The organism is Nocardia sp. NPDC051900 (assembly GCF_044452545.1).
In the GTDB taxonomy this organism is placed as follows: domain Bacteria; phylum Actinomycetota; class Actinomycetes; order Mycobacteriales; family Mycobacteriaceae; genus Nocardia; species Nocardia sichangensis.
In genome coordinates this window covers 53857-69834 of record NZ_JBITBU010000003.1, presented here as the reverse complement: position 1 = coordinate 69834, position 15978 = coordinate 53857, and the positions used below count along the sequence as shown (strand labels likewise).

The 15978-nt window shown below is 72.2% G+C and carries 1 protein-coding gene (only partly in view); it reads left to right on the top strand.

Features of this window, described 5'->3' with window-relative positions:
• Positions 1-15978 carry the 3' portion of a non-ribosomal peptide synthase/polyketide synthase gene (locus ACIA5H_RS05150; protein WP_397074055.1) on the top strand. It extends 9372 nt beyond the left edge of the window, so the window shows 15978 of its 25350 coding nt (coding positions 9373-25350); its start codon lies beyond the left edge, outside the window; the stop codon is at positions 15976-15978.

Genomic DNA, 15978 nt, shown 5'->3' with positions numbered 1-15978 from the left:
GACGCCGCCCTGCACGAGCGGATCCAGGAACTGGCCGCCGCGCACCGGGCGACCCCGTTCATGGTGCTGCACACCGCGCTGGCCGTGCTGTTGAGCCGTTACGGCGCGGGCCGGGACGTCGTGATCGGCGCGCCGGTCGCCGGGCGCGGCGAGGAAGCGCTGGACGAGCTGGTCGGCATGTTCGTCAACACGCTGGTGCTGCGCACCGAGGTTCGCCCGGACGCGACTCTGGCCGAGTTGCTGGCGTCCGTGCGCGCGGCCGACCTGGCCGCCTTCGATCACGCCGCGGTGCCGTTCGAGCAGTTGGTCGAGGTGGTGAACCCGGTTCGCTCACAGGCGCACGCTCCGCTGTACCAGATCGCGCTGACCTTGCAGAACCAGACCGCGCCGGAGTTCCGGTTGCACCGGCTGGCCATCGCGGCGCTGGAGATCGGCGCGGCGCCGATCCAGCTCGACCTGGACTGGACGCTGACCGACCGCTACACCGCCGACGGCGCGCCCGACGGCATCGACGTGCACCTGCACTACGCGCTGGACCTGTTCGACGAACCGACCGCCGCAGGGTTCCTCGCCGCCTTCGACCGCGTGCTGCGCGCCATGGTGCGCGACGCCCACACCAGGGTCGGCACGGTCGAGCTGATGTCGGTGGCCGAACGCGGCCTGCTGCTGTCGGATCGCAACGCCACCGCGCACCCGTTGCCCGCCGAGACGCTGGACGACCTGCTCACCGCCCGCGTCGCGGCCACGCCCGACCGTGTCGGCGTGCGTTATGAGAACGAAGCGGTGACCTACGCGGAGTTCGCCTCTCGCGTCAACCGTCTGGCCCGCAAGCTGATCCGCACAGGTGTGGGCCCGGAGGACATCGTCGGCCTGGCCGCGGCGCGCTCGATCGACATGCTCGTGGCGATGTACGCGATCGTGCGCGCGGGCGCGGCGTATCTGCCGATCGATCCGGCGCATCCGGCCGAACGCCTGGCGCAGGTCGTCGCGAGCGCGGAGCCCCGGTTGGTGCTGACCGCCGGTGACGTGTCGCTGCACCCGCTCGACGGCGTCCCCGTGCTCGAGCTCGACGCTCTCGACCTCGATGACTTCGCCGACGGACCGGTGGCCGACGCCGAGCGCATCACCGCGCTGCGCCCGGACAACACGGCCTACGTGCTGTTCACCTCCGGCTCCACGGGGCGGCCGAAGGGCGTCGCGGTGACCCACCGCGCGATCATGAACCAGCTGCGCTGGCTGGAATTCCGTTACGAGGTCACGGCGTCCGACCGCATCCTGCAACGGGCCCCGCTGACCTTCGACGTGTCGGTGTGGGAATGCTTCCTGCCGATCGCCGTCGGCGCGCCGCTGGTGATCGCCCGGCCCGGCGGGCACCTGGACCTGGCCTACTTCGCGGATCTGCTGCGCGAACACCGGATCACCATCGCGGAGTACGTGCCCTCGGTGCTGGCCGCGCTGATCGGCGAGGGCATGGGCGACGCGCTGCGGTCGTTCCGGCATCTGCACTGCGGAGGCGAGGCGCTCACCCCGGACCTGCTCGCCGCGCTGCGCGGCAGCTTCGACGGCGCGGTGCACAACGCCTACGGCCCGACCGAGGCGGCGATTTCGGCGATCTACCACGAATTCACCGACAGCGACGCCGAATCCGGGCGGGACGTCGCGATCGGCCGTCCGTGCTGGAACACCAGGGCCTATGTGCTGGACGACCGGTTGCGCCCGGTGCCGATCGGCGTCACAGGCGAGCTGTATCTCGCGGGCGACCAGCTGGCGCGCGGCTATCACGCCCGCCCCGGACTGACCGCCGAGCGGTTCGTCGCCGATCCGTTCGGCGTGCCCGGCCGCATGATGTACCGGACCGGCGACCTGGTGCGCTGGAACCGCGACGGCGATCTGGTGTATCTGGGCCGCAACGATTTGCAGGTCAAGCTGCGCGGCCAGCGGATCGAGCTGGGCGAGATCGAGTCCGTCCTCGCCGCCGCGACCGGCGTGACCAACGCGGCGGTGCTCGTGGCTCGCGACAACTCTGGACAGGAATGCCTGGTCGGTTACGTCACCGGAGCCGCCCCGACGCCCGATGCGGTGCTCGAAGACGCGCGGGCACAACTACCCGCGTACATGGTGCCCGCCCACATCGTCGTGCTGGACCAGATGCCACTGACCACTGTGGGCAAGCTCGATCGGTCGGCGCTGCCCGCTGTCGAGCTCACCGGCGCCACGGGAGACTTCCGCGCACCGCGGGAGGGGACCGAGGCGGTGCTCGCCACCCTGGTCGCCGACCTGACCGGCGCGGAGCGGATCGGCGCGGACGACGACTTCTTCGCCCGCGGCGGCAACTCGCTGCTGGCCATGCGGCTGGTCGCCCGGGTCAACGCGGCCTTCGGGTGCGCGCTGACGGTGCGCGAGGTCTTCGAAGCGCCGACCGTGGCCGGACTCGCCCTGCGAGTGGCGGGATCGGAACGGCCGGACGTCACCCGGCCCGCGCTCGTTCGCCGCGAACGGCCGGAGCGGATCCCGTTGTCCCTGGCACAGACCCGGATGTGGCTGCTGCACCGGCTCGATCCGGATTCGGCGGTCTATCACATCCCGATCACCATCCGGCTCACCGGCGCGTTGGACCTCGCGGCATTGCGCGCGGCCGTGCGCGACGTGATCGATCGGCACGAATCGCTGCGCACCGTCTTCCCCGCCGACGCGGACGGCCCCGCCCAAGTCGTCCGCACCGACGCGGATGTGCCCGAACTGCCACTGCATCCGATCGAGGTGACCGAGCCGAACCTGCGGGACGCGGTGCTCGCGTCGATCGGCGAGAGCTTCGACCTGCGCAGTCGTATCCCGGTGCGGGCGAGCCTGTTCCGCGTCGCGCCCGAAGAACATGTGCTGGCCGTGGTGGTCCATCACATCGCCGCCGACGGCGTCTCCACCGCACCGCTGGCCCGCGACCTCATGACGGCCTATACCGCGCGCGTCGCGGGGGAGCGGCCGTCGTGGCCGCCGCTGCCCGTGCAGTACGCGGACTTCACCCTCTGGCAGCGCGAGGCCCTCGGCTCCGCGGATGATCCGGACTCGCCGCTGTCGAACCAGATCGCCTACTGGCGCTCGGAACTCGACGGACTCGCCCCGGTGCTGGAACTGCCCGCCGACCGTCCTCGCCCGGCGGTGGCCTCGGGGCGCGGCGCCACCGTCGAGTTCGCGATTCCCGCCGACCTCACCGGCTCGATCGCGGAACTCGCCCGGCGGCACGGCGTCTCGATGTTCATGGTGTTGCACGCCGCCTACGCCGCGCTGCTCGCCCGGCTCGCCGGAGTCGGCGACGTCGCCATCGGCACCCCCGTCGCGGGACGCGGCGAACAAGCGCTGGACGACTTGGTCGGCATGTTCGTCAACACCCTCGTACTGCGCACGCCGATCACGCCGGACGCGTCGTTCGCCGCATTTCTCGGCGGCGTCCGGGAGATCGACGTGCGGGCCTTCGCCCACGCCGACCTGCCGTTCGAGCGCTTGGTCGAGGAGCTGAACCCGATTCGCTCGCAGTCTCATTCGCCGCTGGTGCAGACACTGCTCACCTTCGAACAGCACGACGACACCGTGCTGCGCCTGCCCGGCCTGACGGTGACGGCCTATCCGCTGGACAACCGCGTCGCGCAGTTCGACCTGGCGGTGGAACTGACCGAACACCGCGTCGCGACCGGTTACGCGCTGCGCGGCGTGCTGCGGTATGCCACGGACCTGTTCGACCAAGCCACCGTCGAGACGTTCGGGGCGCGCTTCACGCGCGTGCTGCGGGCCGCGGTGGCCGACCCCTCGGTGCGGGTCGGCGACCTCGAAATCCTGGACGACGCGGAACGGGCACTGGTGCTCGACCGCTGGAACGACACCGCCGTCCCCGTCGACCCGGCCGCCACGCTGATCTCGTTGTTCGAGGCGCAGGTCGCGAGGACCCCGGACGCGCCTGCGGTCACGGTCGATGGGCGCACCCTGTCCTACGCCGAGTTCGCCGCGCGGGCGCGGCGGCTGGCGCGCTGGCTGGTCGGTCAGGGCGTCGGCCCGGACGCGCCGGTCGCGCTCGGCATGCGACGGTCGCTGGATCTGGTGGTCGGCATCTACGCGGTCACCCTCGCGGGCGGCGCGTACGTCCCGCTCGACCCCGACCATCCGGCCGAGCGGCTGGAGTACGTGCTGTCGACCGCCCGGCCGGTGTGCGTGCTCACCTCGGGCCTCGACCTGGACGCGGGCGCGGCGCGGCAGGTCCGCGTCGACCGGCTCGACCTGACCCGATACTCCGCCGATCCGCTCACCGCCGTAGACCGGCTCGGTGCGCCCGCCCCTGGCCACACCGCGTATGTGATCTTCACCTCAGGATCGACCGGTCGCCCGAAGGGCGTGGCCGTCACCCACGCGGCGATCGTGAATCGCCTCACCTGGATGCAGTCGGCCTATCCGCTGGTCGCGGACGATGTGGTGCTGCAGAAGACCCCCGCCACCTTCGACGTCTCGGTCTGGGAATTTTTCTGGCCCTTGGCTTTCGGCGCTCGCTTGGTGGTCGCACGTCCAGATGGGCATCGCGACCCCGGCTATCTGGCCCGCCTGATCGTCGAGCAACGCGTCACGACGGTGCACTTCGTACCCGCCATGCTGGCGGTTTTCCTGGCGGATCCGCGCACAGAAAAGTGCATTACGCTGCGCAACGTCTTCGCATCGGGCGAGGCATTGCCCGCGGTTGCCGCGCAGCGGGCGCGAGAGGTGATCGGAGCGCGGGTGCACAACCTGTACGGCCCTACCGAGGCCGCCGTCGACGTCACCCATCACGAGGTGACCGATCAGGACCTGGTGTCCGTGCCGATCGGCAGACCGGTGGCCAACACCCGCCTGCTGGTGCTGGACGCCCGGATGCGGCCGGTCCCGGTCGGCGTTCCGGGGGAGCTGTACCTCGCCGGTGCACAGCTGGCCCAGGGTTACGTGGCGCGCCCGGAGTTGACCGCCGACCGGTTCGTGGCCAACCCGTACGGACCCGCCGGGGCGCGGATGTACCGCACCGGCGACCTCGTCTCCTGGACCGGCAAGGGTGAGCTGGAGTATCTCGGTCGCACGGACTTCCAGGTGAAGCTGCGCGGTCTGCGCATCGAGCCGGGCGAGATCGAGTCGGCGCTGTCGGCGCTGGACGCGGTCGCCCAAGCCGTGGTGCTGGTCCGTTCGGACGAGCGGTTGGGCGATCAGCTGGTCGCCTACCTGGTTGCCTCGGGCCGCCACCCGATCGACATCGAGGACGTGCGGGCCGCACTGAGCGCCGAACTGCCCGCGTATATGGTGCCCACCTCGTTCGTCCTGCTCGAGCGGTTCCCGGTCAACGCCTCCGGCAAGCTGGACCGCGCCGCGCTGCCCGCGCCGCGGTTCGCGACCGTGGGGTACCGGGCTCCGGCCACTCGGACCGAGGCGACCGTCGCGGGTATCGTCGCGGCTCTGCTCGGCGTCGACCGCGTGGGGGCGGACGACGATTTCTTCGCCCTCGGCGGAAACTCGCTGCTCGCGACCCAGGTCGCCGCCCGGCTGGGCGCCGAACTGGACGCCGAGATCCCGGTGCGCCTGCTGTTCGAGGCGCCGACCGTGACCGCGCTGGCCGCGCGGGCCGAACGGCTCGCGGGGACGGGCGCCAAACCGGCGCTCGCGCCCCGTCCGCGCCCGGAGCGCATCCCGCTCTCGCCCGCGCAGCAGCGTATGTGGTTCCTCAACCGCTTCGATCCCGCCGAAACCGTGCACAACATCGCGGTGGTGGTCCGCCTCACCGGCTACCTGGACCCGGACACCCTCGCCGCCGCCGTCGGTGACGTGGTCGGCAGGCACGAAACGCTGCGCACCGTGTACCCCGACCACGAGGGCGTCGGGTACCAGCGCATCCTCGACGTCGATCAGGCGCCCGCGATCCGGATGCTGGAAGCGACGGGCGCGCTGCGGGAGTTCGTCGCCGCCCCGTTCGACCTGACCGCCGAAGTGCCGCTGCGCGTCGGCCTGGTGACCCGGTCCGATCACGACCACCTGCTGGCGCTGGTGGTGCACCACATCGCGGCCGACGGCTTCTCGATGGGCCCGCTGGCCCGCGATCTCGCCGCCGCCTACGCGGCTCGCGCGACGCGAACCGCCCCGGTCTGGACCGAACTCGACCTGCAATACGCCGACTACGCGCTCTGGCAGCGCGAGGTGCTCGGCGCCGAGGACGACCCGGACTCGGTGGCCGCACGCCAGCTCGCGTACTGGCGCGAGACGCTGCGGGCTCTGCCCGCCCAGCTCGACCTGCCCGCCGACCGGCCGCGCCCCGCCGTCGCCTCGCACATGGCGGCGAGCACGACCGTCGCTCTCCCGCAGGAGATCGGCGCGGGCATCGCCGACGTGGCCGCGCGCTACGAGGCCACACCGTTCATGGTCGTGCACGCCGCGCTGGCCACCCTGCTGGCCAGGCTGTCCGGCACGGAGGACATCGCGATCGGCGCGCCCGTCGCGGGCCGCGGTGACGCGGCGCTGGACGAGCTGGTCGGCATGTTCGTCAACACCCTGGTGCTGCGCGCGCAGGTTCCCGGCTCGGACACCTTCGCCGCCGTGCTGCGCCGGGTGCGCGAGCGCGACCTGGACGCCTTCGCCCATGCCGACGTGCCGTTCGAGCGCCTGGTCGAGCTGCTCGACCCGCCGCGCTCGCAGGCCAGGCACCCGCTGTTCCAGATCGCGCTGTTCTTCCAGAACCTCGCGCCGGTCACCCTGGACATGGCAGGCGTCGCCGTGGCGGAGCACGACTTCGATTACGAGACAACGCCGTTCGACCTCCAGCTCACCGTCACCGATGACGCGCTGCGCTTCACCTACGCCACCGACCTGTTCGACGCCGACACCGTGGCGACGTTCGGCGCGCGCTTCACCCGTCTGCTCGCCGCGGTGACCGCCGACCCGGAACAGGTGGTCGGCGACATCGACCTGTTCGGCGCGGGCGAACTGCGCCGCGTGGTCACCGAGTGGAACGACTCCACGCACACCGCCCTGGCCGACGAACTGCTGCTCGACGAATTCGAGGCGCAGGCCGCCGCGACGCCCGACGACCCCGCGCTGGTGTTCGTGCCCGACAGCGCGCTGCCTCCCGTCACCGTGACCTACGGCGAGCTGGACCGGCGCGCCAACCGGCTGGCCCGCCACCTGATCGCGGCGGACGTCGGCCCGGAAGCGCTGGTGGCGCTGGCGATCCGGCGCTCACCGGAGCTGGTGGTCGCGATGTACGCGGTGCTCAAGGCGGGCGGGGCGTATGTGCCGATCGACCCGGACCACCCCGCGCGGCGCATCGCCCACATCCTCGACACCTCCGCGCCCGTGGCCGTGCTCACCACGGCGGCCGACCCGATCGACGTCGGCGATTCCGTCGCCACCGTCCTGGTCGACGCCGTCGCGCTGGACGGTTACGCCGACGACCCGATCGCGGCCGACGAACGTCGCGCGCCGATCCACCCGGGCAGCCCGGCGTACGTGATCTTCACCAGCGGCTCCACCGGGAAACCCAAGGGCGTCAGCGTGTCGCATGCCGCGATCGTCAACCAGATGACCTGGATGCAGTCGCGGTACGGTCTCACCGCCGAGGACGTCTACCTGCAGAAGACGGCGACCACGTTCGACGTGTCGCTGTGGGGCTACTTCCTGCCGCTGCGGGTCGGCGCCACCCTCGTGCTGGCGGCTCCGGACGGCCATCGCGACCCGGCCTATCTCGCCGGCGTGATCGCCGAAAGACAAGTCACCGTCACCGATTTCGTGCCGTCGATGCTGAGCGTCTTCGCGGGGCACGTCGCCGCAGCGGGGCGCGGCGCCGCACTCGCGTCGCTGCACACGGTGTTCGTGATCGGCGAGGCGCTGCCCGCCGAGACCGTGCGGGCATTCGGCGCGGTGAGCGCCGCGCGGGTGCACAACCTGTACGGCCCCACCGAAGCGGCGGTGAGCATCACCCACCGCGACGTGACGGGCGAGAGCGACCGCACCGCGCTGCCGATCGGCAATCCGGAATGGAACAGCCGCGTCTACGTGCTGGATTCGCGGCTGCGCCCGACGCTGCCCGGCGTCGCGGGCGAGCTGTATCTCGCGGGCGTCCAGCTCGCGCGCGGCTACCACGGCAGGCCCGACCTCACCGCGGACCGGTTCGTGGCCGACCCGTTCGGCGCGCCGGGGCTGCGGATGTACCGCACCGGCGACCTGGTGCGCTGGGAGACCCGAGGGGACACCGCCGAATTGGTGTACCTGGGCCGCACCGACTTCCAGGTGAAGTTCCGTGGCCAGCGCGTCGAGCTCGGCGAGATCGAGGCCGCGCTCGCGGCCGCCCCCGGGGTGGCGCAGGCGGCGGCCCGGGTGGTCACCACCGTCACCGGCGACGATCACCTGGTCGGTTACGTCACCACCGAGCCGGGCACGGTGCCTACGGATGCCGAGGTGCTGCGCGCCGCCGCGCGCACGCTGCCCTCGTACATGCTCCCCTCGGCTCTGGTCACGCTCGACGCCTTCCCGCTCAACGCCTCCGGCAAGCTGGACCGGAAAGCGTTGCCGGATCCGGTTTTCGACCGCGCCGCCTATCTCGCCCCCGTCACCCTGGCCGAGCGCGTAGTGGTCGAGGCCTTCGAAACGGTGCTTGGCGATGGGCCGATCGGCGTCGACGACCACTTCTTCGCCCTCGGCGGCAACTCGCTCAGCGCCACCCGGGTCGCGGCCCGGCTGGCCGACCGGCTCGGGCGTCGCGTCCCGGTGCGGCTGCTGTTCGAAGCGCCGACGGTAGGCGCGCTGGCCGCGCTGCTCACCGCGGAGGCCGCCGCGACCGAACAGGTGGTGCCCTTGGTCGCCGGACCGCGACCGGAACGGATTCCGCTCGCGCCGGTCCAGCGTGGCATGTGGTTCCTCAACCGGCTCGATCCGGCGTCCGCCGCGCACAACATCCCGGTCGCGCTGCGCATCGAGGGCGAGCTGAACACCGACGCCATGATCGCCGCGTTCGCCGACGTCGTGGCCAGGCACGAGACCTTGCGCACGGTGTATCCGGCCGACGCGACCGGCGCGGGCCATCAGGTGATCCTGCCCGCGGACGGCGCTTCGGTGCGCTTGACGGTCGAGGCGCTGGACGGTCGCGCCGCCGACGACCGGATCGCCGAGGTCCTCGCCGCCGGTTTCGACGTCACCGCCGCCGTTCCGGTGCGCGCGGCGCTGCTGCGGGAGCACGCCACCAGCCACGTGCTGGTCGCGGTGGTGCACCACATCGCGGCCGACGGTTACTCGATGAGCCCGTTGCTGCGCGATCTGCTGACGGCCTATCTCTCCCGCGTACTCGGCGCCGAACCGGTCTGGCCCGCGCTCGCCGCCCAGTACGCCGACTACGCCCTGTGGCAGGACGCCCAGCTGGAAAACACTGCTGCGCAACAGCTCTCATATTGGGCCGAGACGCTGCGCGATCTGCCGGGCGCGCTGGAGCTGCCCGCCGACCGTTCGCGTCCCGCCGTCGCGAGCAAGCGCGGCGCCAGCGTGCGGGCCAGGATCGGCGACGGGATCGCGGCGCGGGTCCGTGAACTGGCGCTGCGCCACGACGCGACGCCGTTCATGGTGGTGCACGCTGCTCTCGCCGTCCTGCTGTCCCGGTTGTCGGGCTCCGGCGACGTCCCGATCGGCACCCCGGTGGCCGGACGCGGCGCGGCGGCCCTGGACGACCTGGTCGGCATGTTCGTCAACACCGTGGTGCTGCGCGCCGAAGTGCACGCCGACGAGTCCTTCACCGACCTGCTCGCCCGGATCAGGGCCGTCGATCTCACGGCGTTCGAGCACGCGAGCGTGCCGTTCGATCGGGTGGTCGACGAACTCGGCGTCGAGCGTTCCCAGGATCGGCATCCGCTGTTCACCGTGGCGCTGAGCTACCTGAACACCGCCACCGACGCCTTCACCGTGCCCGGTCTCGAACTCACCGCCGTCGCATTCGACGAACAGGTGGCGCGTTTCGACCTGCAATTCACCGTCGCCGCCGAGCCCGACGCCGACGGCCACCTCGCGGTCGAACTGGACTACGCCACAGACCTCTTCGACGCCGCCACCGCGCGCGCTCTGCTGCGCCGCTTCGGCAGGCTGCTCGGCACGCTCATCGCGCGACCGGACGCGCCGATCGCCGCCGCCGATCTACTCGCCCCCGCCGAACGCGCCGACCTGCTCGGCCGCCGGGGCGACGCGCCGGTGCCGCCGCGCACGCTGGCCGAACTGATGGCCGCCGCCGTCGCGTTCGACCCCGGCGCGGTCGCACTGGTCGGCGGCGAACGGCAGCTGACCTACCGGATGCTGGACGAGCAGTCGTCGCGGCTGGCGCGCATGCTCATCGGCCACGGTCTCGGCGCGGAGGACGTGGTGGCCGTCGCGGCGCCGCGCTCGATCACCTCCGTGCTCGCGGTGTGGGCGGTGGCCAAGACCGGCGCCGCGTTCGTTCCGGTCGACCCGACCTATCCGGCCGAGCGGATCGCGCACATGCTGACCGATTCCGGTGCGGCGCTGGGCCTGACGATCGCCACCTGCCGCGCGGCGTTGCCCGGTGCCGTCGACTGGCTGGTGCTGGACGCCCCATCCACGGCCGCGCGGATGCGCCGCAACAGCACGGCGCCGATCGACCCCGCCGAACTCGTCCGTCCCGTGCGGTGCGCGAACCCGGCCTGGATGATCTACACCTCCGGCTCGACCGGGACGCCCAAGGGCGTGGTCGCCACGCACGGTGGCCTCGCCGGAGTGGCCCTCGCCCAGCGGGACCGGTACCTGGTCACCGCGCACGCGCGCGTGCTGCACGTGGCCTCGCCCAGCTTCGACGCGTCCATGCTGGAACTGCTGCTGGCTCTGTCCGCAGGCGCGGCGTTGGTGATCGCGCCCCCTGGCGTATACGGCGGCGCGGAACTCACCGCGCTCATCCGTGACCAGCGGGTGACGCACGCGTTCCTCACCCCGGCCGTCCTGCCCACGCTCGACCCGGCCGAGCTGGACTGTATACGGCACCTCACCGTCGGCGGCGAGTCCTACGGCCCGGACACGGTGCGCCGCTGGGCCCCCGGCCGGTCGTTCCACAACACCTACGGCCCGACCGAGACCACCGTCATCGCGACGATCAGCGCCGCGCTGCGGCCCGGCGACCCGCTCGACCTTGGCACGCCGATCCACGGCATGTCGGCGGTGGTGCTGGACGGCAGGCTGCGGCCCGTGCCGGTCGGCGTCACCGGCGAGCTGTACCTGCGCGGTCCAGGCCTGGCCCGGGGATATCATGCCCGACCAGGGCTTTCGGCCGCACGGTTCGTCGCCGACCCTTACGGTCCCGCGGGTGGACGGCTGTACCGGACCGGTGATCTGGTGCGCTGGACCGGATCCGGTGCACTGCGCTATGTTGGACGTTCCGACCACCAGGTGAAGGTGCGCGGCCTGCGCATCGAACTCGGTGAGATCGACGCCGTGCTCGCGGCGCACGAGACGGTGCGCACGGCCGTCACCGTCGGCCACACCGATGCCTCGGGTGCGGTGTCGCTGGTCGCCTACGTGGTCGCGGCTGCGGGCCACACGATCGACGCCGCCGACCTGCTGGCTCATGCCGCGCGCTCGCTCGCCGCGTACATGGTGCCGAGCTGCGTGCTGGCGCTCGACGAGCTGCCCCTGACCCCGGTCGGCAAGCTGGACCGTAAAGCATTGCCGCAGCCCGAGTTTCGCGCTGCTCCGTTCCGTGCACCGCGTACCGAGACCGAGCGGGCGGTGGCGCACACGGTCGCGGAGGTGCTCGGACTCGACGGCGGCGTGGGCCTGGACGACGATTTCTTCGCCCGAGGCGGCAATTCGCTGACCGCGACCCAGCTGGCCGCGCGGCTCGGTGACCGGCTCTCGGTCGCCGTCGGCGTCCGCGCGGTGTTCGAGCACTCGACCGTCGCCGCGCTGGCCCGCGCGCTGGACGACGCCTCAGGTGGGTCCGCGCGTCCCGCGCTCACCCGGCGCGCGGTGACCGGTCCCGTGCCGCTCTCGCTCGCGCAGCAGCGCATGTGGTTCCTCAACCGCCTCGACCGGCAGTCCACCGCCTACAACATCCCGCTGGCGGTGCGCCTGACCGGCGAGCTGGACGTGGCGGCGTTGAACGCCGCGATCGGGGACGTGGTGGCTCGCCACGACGTGCTGCGCACCGTCTACCCGCTGCACGCGTCCGGACCGGTGCAGGTCGTGTTGCCCGTCGCGGACACCACCCCGGTGCTCGCGCCCATCGCCGTCGCGGCCGACGACCTGGCCGCGGCGGTGGCCGATTTCGTCGGCGGCGGCTTCGACGTCGCCGAGACCGTCCCGGTCCGCGCCCGGTTGTTCGCGCCGGTCGACGGCGACGCGGCGGGGACCGAACACGTGCTCGTGGTGGTGGTGCACCACATCGCCGCGGACGGCTCGTCGCTGGCGCCGCTGGCGCGCGACGTCATGTCCGCCTACGCGGCACGCAAACGCGGCGTCGCACCGGACCGGCCACCGCTTCCCGTGCAGTACACCGATTTCAGCGTGTGGCAGCGTGAACTGCTCGGCGCGGAGGACGATCCCGCCTCGCTGCTGGCGCGGCAGATCCGATTCTGGACCGAGACGCTGGCCGAGCTGCCCGCGCAGCTGAGCCTGCCCACCGATCGCCCGCGTCCCGCCGTCGTCTCCACGCGCGGCAGGCACGTCGATTTCGCGATCACCCCGGATGTGCACACGCGGCTGGCCGATCTCGGCCGGTCCTGCGGCGCCACGCTGTTCATGGTGTTGCACACGGCGTTCACGGTGCTGCTCGTCCGCCTGTCGGGCACCTCGGACATCGCGGTGGGCACCCCGGTGGCCGGGCGCGGCGCCGCCGAACTCGACGACGTCGTCGGCATGTTCGTCAACACGCTGGTGCTGCGCGCCAGGGTGGACGCGGGCGAGGGCTTCACCGACCTGCTCGCGCGCGTGCGCGCCGCCGACGTCGCGGCCTTCGCGCACGCCGACGTGCCGTTCGAGCGTCTGGTCGAGGTGCTCAACCCGGAGCGCTCCACCGTCCGCCACCCGCTGTTCCAGGTCGGCTTCTCCTTCCACAACCAGGCGGAGGCCGATTTCTCGCTGGACGGATTGACCGTCACCGCCGCCGATTTCGAATCCGAAGTCGCCCAGTTCGACCTGCACCTGATCGTCACCGATCGCTACGGCCCCGACGGAACCCCGGCTGGCATGGCGGCTTCGATCACCTACGCCACCGCCCTGTTCGACGAGTCGACGGTGGCCGGTTTCGCCACTCGCCTGCAACGGCTGCTGGGCGCGGTGTGCGCGGACCCGCGACTGCCGGTCGGGGATCTCGCGCTGCTGGACCCGGCGGAGACCGAGCGCGTGCTGGTCACCTGGAACCAGACCGGGCGCGCCTTCACGCCTGCCACGCTGGCCGCCGCGTTCGAAGCGAGGGTGGCCAGGACGCCGCAGGCCATCGCGATCGTCGACGACGCCACGACGGTCACGTACGAGGAGTTCGGCGCGCGGGTCAATCGCCTGGCCCGGGTGCTCATCGCGCGCGGCGTCGGCCCGGAAGAGCTGGTGGCGCTGGCTATTCCGCGCAGCGTCGACCTGCTCGTCGCGATGTACGCGGTGGTGACGGCCGGTGGCGCCTACGTGCCGCTCGACCCGGCGCATCCACTGGAACGCACCGCGAGCGTACTGGCCGCCGCAGGGCCGCGGCTGGTGCTCACTTCGGCGCGGAAGCCGATGCTGCCCGCGACGGCGTCGGAACACAGCGTGGTGCTGGATATCTCGACCGTCGCCGACACGGTGGCCGACGGTCCGGTGCGCGACGACGAACGGATCGCCGCGTTGTCGCCCACGAACACCGCGTATGTCATCTTCACCTCCGGTTCCACCGGCGCGCCGAAGGGTGTGGCGATGCCGCACGCGGCTGTCGCGCACCAGCTGGATTGGATGCAGTCGGAATACGCGCTCGGCCAGGACGACGCGGTGCTGGTGCTGACCTCGGCCGCGTTCGACCTGTCGGTGTGGGAGTACTGGTGGGCGCCGCGGACCGGGGCGCGGCTCGTGCTCGCACCCCGGGACGCGCAGCGCGACCCGGCGGGGCTGCTCGACCTGGTGCGCCGTGCCTCGGTGACGACGCTGACGCTGGTGCCGTCGCTGCTGGCGATGCTGGCCGAAGCGTCCGGCGAGCGCCGCCTGCCGCGTTCGCTGCGCCGACTGCTGGTCATCGGCGAGGCGTTGCCCGCCGCGACGGTGCGGCGGGTCGAGGCGCTCACCGCGGCCAGGATCGACAACCTCTACGGACCCACCGAAGCCGCGGTGTCGGTGACCCGCTTCCGCACCGCCGCGGGCGACCGGCAAGCGCTGGTGCCCATCGGCACACCCGAATCCGGCAACCGGGTCTACGTGCTCGACGACCGTCTGCACCCGGTGCCCGCCGGGGTGACCGGCGAGCTGTATCTCGGTGGCGCGCAGCTGGCCCGCGGCTATCACGGCAGCGCCGAGCTCACCGCGGAGCGGTTCGTGGCCGACCCGTTCGGACCCGGGGGCACTCGCCTGTACCGCACCGGCGACATGGTGCGCTGGTCCGCGGGGGGCCACCTCGAGTACGTCGAGCGGCGCGACTTCCAGGTGAAGATCCGCGGCTACCGCATCGAACTCGCCGAGATCGAGCATGCGCTGCGCTCGCGGCCGGAGATCGGCGAGGCGATCGTCGTCGCCTACGACACCGACGGCGCGAACGCCGTGCTGGCAGGCTATTTCACCGCCGCAGAGCGGCTCGATCCGGCCGCGTTGCGCGCCGCGCTGGCCGAGATCCTGCCGAGCTACATGGTGCCCGCCGTGCTGCGGCAGTTGGCGACGTTGCCGCTCACCGCGAACGGCAAGGTCGACCGCTCCGCCTTGCCCCGGCCCGAGACACAGGCCCGGGAATTCCGCGCCCCCGGCACCGACTTGGAGCATGCCGTGTGCGCCGATTTCGCCGAGATACTCGCCGTCGAGCGGGTCGGCCTGGACGACAATTTCTTCGAGCGCGGCGGCAACTCGCTGCTGGCCACCCGCCTGGCCGTCCGGCTGAGCGCGGCGCTCGGCGAACAGATTCCCGTGTTGTGGCTGTTCGCCGCGCCGACACCGGCCCGCCTGATCGCCCAGCTGGAGCAGCACCGGTCCGGTCGCGGCCGGGTGGACGCGACCGCCGCGTTCGACGTCGTGCTTCCGCTGCGCACCGGCGGCGCGCGGGAGCCGCTGTTCTGCCTCCACCCGGCCGGCGGCGTCGCGTGGTCGTTCGCGGGCCTCGCGGCGCACTTGGACCCGGAGCGCGACGTGTACGGCATCCAGTCGCCGGTGCTCAACTCGGAGGCCATGCCGGAGTCCATCGACGACTGGGCGAGCCGCTACGTGCGCGAGATCCGCGCCGTGCAGCCCGAGGGCCCGTATCACCTGCTCGGCTGGTCGCTCGGCGGCGTACTCGCGCACGCGGTCGCGGTGCGGCTCCAGGAGCAGGGCCAGCGGGTCGCGGTACTGGCCATGATGGACAGCTCGCTGCGGGTCGCCGCGCACGCGGCCATCGCGCTGCCGGTCGCCGATCTGCTCGGCGGGTTGCTCGGCGAAGCGGCCGACGACGAGGACGCCGAACTCGACCCGCCCCGGCTCGCGCGCCTGCTCGCTGACCTGCCCGAGCCGTTCGCCTCGTTCGGCGCCGACCGCCTCGATCGTGTGCTCGGCGCGGGCGCCGGGTCACTGGAGTTGATCCGGCGCTACCGCCCCCGCCCCTACAAGGGCAACCTCGTGTACTTCACCGCCGCGCTGGACGATCCGACCGGTGCCGCGGGCGCCGCGAGCTGGGCGGACGCCGTGGACGGCACCGTGCACAACCACGCGGTGCACGCCTCGCACTGGCGGATGACCTCCGAATCCGCGCTGGCACGGATCGGCCACGTCCTCACCGCGGCGCTGGCCGACACCGACCGCCCTTAG